A 7,863-nucleotide genomic window follows, 5' to 3' on the forward strand; every position below is an offset into this window, starting at 1 on the left:
TCGCCGTACGGCGTACGCCGTACCGTATGGTGTACGGAAGGGTGGGTGACCCGGTCCCTGTGGCAGCAGTCCGGCGGGACAACCCGCCCCCCGACCTTCGAAGGGTTCGCATGCAGCAGCCAGCACGCTCCGCCGCCGACAGTCACGACATGATCGAGGTACGCGGAGCGCGGGAGAACAACCTCGCCGCCGTCTCCGTCGACATCCCCAAACGCCGGCTGACCGTCTTCACCGGGGTCTCCGGGTCGGGGAAGTCCTCGCTGGTCTTCGGGACCATCGCCGCCGAGTCACAGCGCCTGATCAACGAGACCTACAGCGCCTTCCTCCAGTCGTTCATGCCGAGCCTGAGCCGGCCCGACGTCGACTCGCTGCGCAACCTGACCCCGGCCATCGTGGTCGACCAGGAGCGGATGGGCGCCAACTCCCGCTCCACCGTCGGCACCGCCACCGACGCGTACGCGATGCTGCGGATCGTGTTCAGCCGGCTCGGCACCCCGCACGTCGGCGGGGCCGGCGCGTTCAGCTTCAACCTGGCCGAGGGCATGTGCCCGTCCTGTGAGGGACTCGGCCGGATCTCCGACCTCGACGTCAACGAGATGGTCGACGTCGAACGCTCCCTCAACGACGGCGCGATCACGGTGCCCAACTTCGCCGTCGACTCGTGGTACTGGCAGACCATCGTCAACTCGGGCCTGTTCGACCCGGACGTCAAGCTCCAGGACTACACGCCGCAGCAGTGGGAGGACTTCCTCCACAAGCCGGCCACCAAGATCAAGGTGGGCGGCAACAACTGGACGTACGAGGGCCTCGCGGTCAAGGTGCGCCGGCTCTACCTGGCCAAGGACCGCGAGTCGATGCAGCCGCACATCCGCGCGTTCGTCGACCGGGCGGTCACGTTCACCACCTGCCCCGCCTGCGGCGGCGCGCGACTCAACGAGGCGGCGCTGTCCTCCCGGATCGCCGGCCGCAACATCGCCGAGTGCTCCGCCATGCAGATCAGCGACCTGGCCGAATTCGTCCGCGCGATCGACGACCCGTCGGTCGCCCCGCTCATCGGCAACCTGCGCGACCTGCTCGAATCGTTGGTCGAGATCGGCCTGGGCTACCTGAGCCTCGACCGCGAGTCCGCCACCCTCTCCGGCGGCGAGGCGCAGCGGGTGAAGATGGTCCGGCACCTCGGCTCCAGCCTCTCCGACGTCACGTACGTCTTCGACGAGCCGACCGTGGGCCTGCACCCGCACGACATCGCCCGGATGAACGACCTGCTGCTGCGCCTGCGCGACAAGGGCAACACGGTGCTGGTCGTCGAGCACAAGCCGGAGACGATCGCGATCGCCGACCACGTGGTCGACCTCGGCCCCGGAGCGGGCACCGCCGGCGGCCGGATCTGCTACACCGGCGACGTCGCCGGCCTGCGCCGCTCGGACACCCTCACCGGCCGCCACCTCGACCACCGCGTCCGCCTGCGCGAACAGGTACGCCGCCCGTCCGGCCACCTGTCGATCCGCCACGCCGACCTGCACAACCTGCGCGACGTCAGCGTCGACATCCCTCTCGGGGTACTGACGGTGGTCACCGGCGTGGCCGGCTCCGGCAAGAGCTCGCTGATCCACGGCTCGCTGCACCGCCGCGACGGCGTGGTGGTCGTCGACCAGTCCCCGATCCGGGGTTCCCGGCGCAGCAACCCGGCCACCTACACCGGCCTGCTGGACCCGATCCGCACCGCGTTCGCCAAGGCCAACGGGGTCAAGGCGGCGTTGTTCAGCGCCAATTCCGAGGGCGCCTGCCAGACCTGCAAGGGCATCGGGCTGGTCTACACCGACCTGGCCATGATGGCCGGCGTCGCCTCGGTCTGCGAGGACTGCGAGGGCCGGCGCTTCACGCCGAAGGTGCTCACCTACCAGCTACGCGGGAAGAACATCAGCGAGGTGCTCGCGATGTCCGCCACCGAGGCCCGGGACTTCTTCCCCACCGGTCAGGCCCGGGTCATCCTCGACCGACTGCTCGACGTCGGGCTGAGCTACCTCACCCTCGGACAGCCGCTCAACACCCTCTCCGGCGGCGAACGCCAGCGGCTCAAGCTGGCCATCCACATGGCCGACAGCGCGAGCACCTACGTACTGGACGAGCCGACCACGGGCCTGCACCTGGCCGACGTGGACCAACTGCTCGCGCTGCTGGACCGGCTCGTGGACGCCGGCAACACCGTCATCGTCATCGAGCACCACCAGGCGGTCATGGCGCACGCCGACTGGCTGATCGACCTCGGGCCCGGTGCGGGGCACGACGGCGGCCGGATCGTGTTCACCGGCACCCCGGCCGACCTGGTGGCCCACGGCGACACCCTGACGGCCCGCCACCTGCGCAAGTACGTCGACCGCTGAGCGGGCGACGTGCCCTGGTCCCGGCGCCGCGAGCCCGCGCCGGTGCCAGGGCACGTTCCGCGCCCGGCGCGCTGGACGGCACGGGTTCGCGGGCGTCAGCGTCCGGACGCGGGGACGGCGCGCGCCGACGGGGTCGCCAGCCGGTCCAGCCAGCGCCGCAGCGGCGACACCGAGGCCGCGACCGGGGTGAGCAGCCCAACGGTGATCAACAGGGCGTCGAGGAAGAGCGTGGCGACCACGACGAGAACGGCCAGCGACGCGACCGTGCGGGCGATCGCCGGGATCGGGCGTGCGCCCGCACGGTGCACACCGTGGTAGCGGACGGGGATGCGGGGTGCAGCCATGGTGCTGATACCTGCCTCGAAGTTCGGAGGTGCCCCACTTACCCGCCTTGAGCTGCACAAACCCCGTTGATGACGCGCACCACTACGACCCATTCTTCCCTCCCGCGCGCCTCCCCGTGCCCCGGCTCGCCGCGCGCACGGGGCCGGCGTACTCGATATCCACGGTGCCCCACCGTCGCCGTGGCAGGAGTGCGGCGAGACAGCGCCGCCCCCGGACCGGGTGGGTCCGGGGGCGGCGCTGGGTGTCGGTGTGCAGGTCGCCTCTCGGCGCGTGGCGCGACGCGGCTCCAGCCGAACGGTATTCCGCGAAGGCATTTCAGGTGAGGCCCGGGGACACTGGGCACACCGACACCTCATTGAACCAGCCGACAGCCGCCGGTGTTCCCGCACCGGCCCTCTTTCTTGGTGGGCGGCCGGCGGCTCGTGCTGGAGATGTGCCGCTGGCCGGCACCCGTGACAGGTGCCGGCCGGCGGTCCCCCTTGCGTGGAATGTCTGTGTCAGTTGTTCCAGTGCTGGGCGACGAGGTCGGCGGCCTGCTGCTCCCACTGCGCGTAGTGATCGGGGTACGCCGACACCTGCACCGTCTGCGCCGCCTCGGTCAGGGGCATGTCCTGCCACCCGTCGACCTGCTTGAGACCCTTGAGGAACGCCATCGTCGAGTACTGCGGGTCGGTGATCTGCTCCACCGTGCCCCAACCCGAGGACGGGCGCTGCTGGAACAGGCCCTGCGAGTCGTGGTCGTTGCGCTCACCCAGATGACCCAGGTTCTCCAGCTTCGACTCCTGCAACGCCGTGGCGATGGCCACCACCGCGGCCCGCTCGTCCATACCGGCCTTCTTCGTCGCCGCGATGATCGCCTTGACGTTGGCGACCTGCTCATCGGACAGGTCGATGCGCGACTGCGCGCCCTGCACACCGTGCGGGATCAGCTTGGCCTTGTCGACGGCCGGCTTGTCGGCCTGCACGGCGACGGCGGTGATCGGGGTGCCCGCCTCGATCGGGGCGGTGGTGTCGTTGTGGTTCAGCGGGCCGGCGGCGAGAGCACCGGCGGTGGCGAGACCAGCGATACCGAGAACGCTCTTACGCATGATCGTGTTCATCACAGTGGCTCCATTCGGGGGTTGGCACCACCACCGCCAAAGGGGGAACGGCGAAGGGATGCAAGCACCGTCCGGCGCTCAACAAAACGGGGGGATCCGGCAGCACACCGGGAAGCTCAGACCAGGCCACGTTCACGCCGGACGCGGGGACGCCCGCTCACGCCGGCCGGACCATGTGAAACGACCAGCGGCCCACCATCATTCCGGGGCCCCGCACACCAGCCCGTCACCCGAGGGCGTGCCCTTGCTCAGCCGTACACCGGATGTAACGACCCCGACCCCGCCACGATTCCACACCCACGATGCCCCCGGTCACACCCCCAAACCAGACACCCGTGATGTCACCGCCCAGCCCCTGTCGACCTGCCCCCACCGACGGGACGCGCACCGACCGCCGTACCGCCAACCCGACATCCAGGCACGCACGACGCCCGACCACCGACGGGGTGGGGGCCCCCCGGGCCCCGGCCCGGGGGACACCCCCCCCCCCCGCGGCCGGGCCCGCGGGGCCCCCCCCCCCCCCCCCCCCCCCCCCCCCCGCGCCCCCACACCCCCACCCCCACGCACCGCAAGCCGAAGCCGACCACCCCAGCACAGCGCAGCGCGAAGCCAAGCCGAAGAGCCAAAGCCGCGAGAGGTGCCAGGAGCCACCTCAACCAGGAAGAGGCCCCACCCGACCACGGACCTTCGCCGCGCAGGCGCCGAGCACCGTGGCCGCGTCCAGCCCCAGGCTCTCGATCGCGACCAGCGCGGTGAACGCCACGTCCGCCAGTTCCGCCGCCACGTCGTCCCGGGTGTGGGTGACGCCCTTGCGCGGGTTCTGGCCGAGCAGGCCGATCCAGGCGCCCGCCGCCTCCCCCGCCTCCTCGGTGAGCTTGAGGATCCGGCAGGTCAGTTCGGCCTGCCCCGTGCCGTTTGCGGCGTCCAGCCAGCCGCGCGAGGCCCGGACCGCGTCCCAGATCGAGTCGTCCACGGCGACCAGTGAACCGGACCGGAATCACAGTCCGTATCCCGGGACGGTGGGCGGGTACGCCGACACCGGCTGGTAGCAACGGGGGCTACCAGCGCCAAGAGAAGGGACGTGTCGGCATGCCGGAGAGCGTGGAGACGGTGTTCGCCAGCGTGGTCGCCCGCAATCCCGGCGAGCCGGAGTTCCACCAGGCGGTACGCGAGGTGCTGGAGAGCATCGGCCCAGCACTGGCCCGGCACCCCGAGTACGTCGAGGCGCGCGTCGTCGAGCGGATCTGCGAGCCCGAGCGGCAGGTCATCTTCCGGGTGCCGTGGGAGGACGACCACGGCCGGATCCAGGTGAACCGGGGTTTCCGGGTGGAGTTCAACAGCGCGCTCGGCCCGTTCAAGGGCGGGCTGCGGTTCCACCCGTCGGTGTACCTCGGGATCGTGAAGTTCCTCGGCTTCGAGCAGATCTTCAAGAACGCGTTGACCGGGCTGCCGATCGGCGGCGGTAAGGGGGGCGCGGACTTCGACCCGAAGGGGCGCTCCGACCGGGAGGTGATGCGGTTCTGCCAGAGCTTCATGACCGAGTTGTACCGGCACATCGGCGCGCAGACCGACGTGCCGGCCGGAGACATCGGCGTGGGCGCCCGGGAGATCGGTTACCTGTTCGGCCAGTACAAGCGGATCACCAACCGGTACGAGTCGGGCGTGCTCACCGGCAAGGGCCTCGCGTACGGGGGCGCGCAGGTACGCCGGGAGGCGACCGGCTACGGGGCCGTCTTCTTCGCCGACGAGATGCTCCGGCAGGCCGGGGACAGCCTCGACGGCAAGCGGGTGGTGGTGTCCGGTTCCGGCAACGTGGCGATCTACGCGATCGAGAAGGTGCACCAGCTCGGCGGGAGGGTCGTCGCCTGCTCCGACTCGACCGGCTACCTGCTGGACGAGAAGGGCATCGACCTGGCGCTGCTGCGGGAGTTGAAGGAGCAACGCCGGGCCCGGCTGGACGACTACGCGCGGCACGTGCGGCACGCGGTGGCGGTCCCCGGTCGTACCGTGTGGGAGGTGCCCTGCGAGTTGGCGCTGCCGTGCGCGACGCAGAACGAGATCGGCGGCGCAGAGGCGGCGGCGCTCGTGGCCGGCGGCTGCGTCGCGGTGGTGGAGGGCGCGAACATGCCCACCACGCCGGAGGCGGTGCGGATCCTGGGCCGGGCCGGGGTGCGGTTCGCGCCGGGCAAGGCGGCCAATGCCGGCGGGGTGGCGGTGAGCGCGCTGGAGATGCAGCAGAACGCCAGCCGGGACTCGTGGACCTTCGCCGCGTCGGAGCAGCGACTGCGGGAGATCATGCGGGACATCCACGACCGCTGCTGGGCGACCGCCGACGAGTACGGGCTGCCCGGCGACTACGTGGCCGGGGCGAACATCGACGGGTTCCGGCGGGTGGCGGAGGCGATGCTGGCGCACGGCCTGATCTGACCAGGCCGTTGGTCATCCATTGACACGGATCGACGGCGGGCCTACCTTCGGGAGCGCTACCGGCCGGTAGGCACCCGTCGCGCCGCCGTCCCGGGCGGCACCGTCCGAGGGGGAGCAACGATGCCGTCCTCACCCGCCCGTCCCGCCCGCCGCCTGCTGGCCGCCGGAGTCGCTCTGGCCGTCGCGGTCGGGCTCGCCGGCCCCGCGCCGGCCTCGGCCGCCGCCGACCGACATTCCGACGGTACGCAGCCGCTGCCCGGCTACACCATCAGCAATCCGCCGCTGGCCCCGCTGGTGGTCGGCGGCGCACCGACCACCGTCCGGCAGGGTGTGCACCGGCACGCCGGCTTCATCATCGAGGTGCCGGCGACGTGGAACGGTGACCTGGTGATGTGGGCGCACGGCTACCGCGGCCAGGAAAAGGTGCTCTCGCCGGAACCGCCCGGCTTCGGGCTGCGGCAGCGCCTGCTGGAGCAGGGGTACGCCTGGGCGTCCTCGTCGTACGACCGCAACGGCTTCGACATCCGCTCCGGGGTACGTGGCACCAAGGACCTGGCTGACCACTTCGCCCGGGTGGTGCGGCGCCCCCACCGCACGTACGCGGCCGGGGTGTCGATGGGCGGCTACGTCATCGCGCGGTCGCTGGAGCAGTATCCCGGCTTCTACGACGGGGCGCTGCCGATGTGCGGCGTGCTCGGCGACCACCAGTTGCTGGACTTCTTCCTGGACTACAACCTGGTCGCCCAGGCCCTCGCCGATGTGCCGGCCCACCCGACCCCGCCGGACTACCTGAGCAACGCCGTCCCCCGGATCCAGGTGGCCCTCGGGCTGGCCGGGCTCACCCCTACCGGCCCGGACACCACCAACGCCCGCGGCAAGCAACTGCGCGACATCACCATCAACCGGACCGGCGGGCCGCGCCCCGGCGCGGCGGCGTCCTTCGCGGTCTGGAAGGACTTCCTCTTCGCGATCAGCACGACCGACGGCGGCGACTCCCCCGCCGAACGTCCAGGGCAGCTCGCGACCAACCTGTTCACCCGGTACAGCCCGAACAGCCCGGTCGACGTCAATTCCACCGTGCAGCGGGTGGCCCCGGAGAACCTGCGGCAGCGGATCCTGCCGACCCTGACCGAGGTGCCGCGCATCGCCGGCCGGCCCACCGCCCCGGTGGTCAGCCTGCACAACCTCGGCGACCTGTTCGTGCCCTTCTCCATGGAACAGGCGTACGCCCGGGACGTCGCGAAGCACGGCCGCACCCGGCTCGTCGTCCAGCGGGCCATCCGGGCCGCGCAGCACTGCGAGTTCACCCCGGCCGAGGCCGGCGCCGCCTGGGACGACCTGACGTCCTGGGTACGCACGGGCGCCCGTCCCGCTGGCGACCCGGTGACCGACCCGGCGGCGGTGTCCGCGTCGGACTACGGCTGCCGGTTCAGCGACCGGGCCGCGTACGCCGCCGGCGTCGGCACCCGCCGCCTCTATCCCGCCTGCTGACCCACCCCGGCATCACCGGAGACGCCGCTGGCCGGCACCCCGCACGGGGTGCCGGCCAGCGATTGTTCACACGTGTCGTCAGTTGTTCCAGTGCTGGGCGACGAGGTCGGCGGCCT

General features: G+C 71.5%; 6 protein-coding genes. 3 read left to right on the forward strand and 3 right to left on the reverse strand.

Annotated elements, in window-relative coordinates; translation table 11 throughout:
- Nucleotides 1-110: 110 nt before the first annotated feature.
- On the forward strand, nt 111-2,384 hold the full coding sequence (locus tag ACGF7U_RS16090) for an ATP-binding cassette domain-containing protein (RefSeq protein WP_393107141.1): 2,274 nt from the start codon (nt 111-113) through the stop codon (nt 2,382-2,384).
- A 95-nt stretch (nt 2,385-2,479) separates the two neighbouring features.
- Here ACGF7U_RS16090 and ACGF7U_RS16095 read toward each other — a convergent pair whose 3' ends face one another.
- From ACGF7U_RS16095 to ACGF7U_RS16105, 3 genes are all read right to left on the reverse strand, one after another.
- A complete protein-coding gene (locus ACGF7U_RS16095) occupies nt 2,480-2,728 on the reverse strand; it encodes a hypothetical protein (RefSeq protein WP_393107143.1) in 249 nt (82 codons plus the stop codon).
- Between the two features lie 498 nt (nt 2,729-3,226).
- Nucleotides 3,227-3,829 (reverse strand): hypothetical protein, encoded by a 603-nt coding sequence (locus tag ACGF7U_RS16100; protein ID WP_393107145.1) that lies wholly within the window; start codon nt 3,827-3,829, stop codon nt 3,227-3,229.
- 652 nt (nt 3,830-4,481) lie between these two features.
- Nucleotides 4,482-4,802, reverse strand: coding sequence for a MazG-like family protein (locus ACGF7U_RS16105; protein ID WP_393107147.1), 321 nt, complete (start codon nt 4,800-4,802; stop codon nt 4,482-4,484).
- A gap of 116 nt (nt 4,803-4,918) precedes the next feature.
- Here ACGF7U_RS16105 and gdhA point away from each other — a divergent pair, with 116 nt between their 5' ends.
- On the forward strand, nt 4,919-6,256 hold the full coding sequence (gene gdhA / locus ACGF7U_RS16110; protein ID WP_393107149.1) for an NADP-specific glutamate dehydrogenase: 1,338 nt from the start codon (nt 4,919-4,921) through the stop codon (nt 6,254-6,256).
- A 120-nt stretch (nt 6,257-6,376) separates the two neighbouring features.
- Nucleotides 6,377-7,747: an alpha/beta hydrolase family protein gene (locus ACGF7U_RS16115; RefSeq protein WP_393107151.1), complete on the forward strand. Its 1,371-nt coding sequence runs from the start codon at nt 6,377-6,379 to the stop codon at nt 7,745-7,747.
- The last annotated feature ends 116 nt before the right edge of the window (nt 7,748-7,863 follow it).

This window comes from Micromonospora sp. NPDC047670, from assembly GCF_043204915.1.
Classification (GTDB): domain Bacteria; phylum Actinomycetota; class Actinomycetes; order Mycobacteriales; family Micromonosporaceae; genus Micromonospora.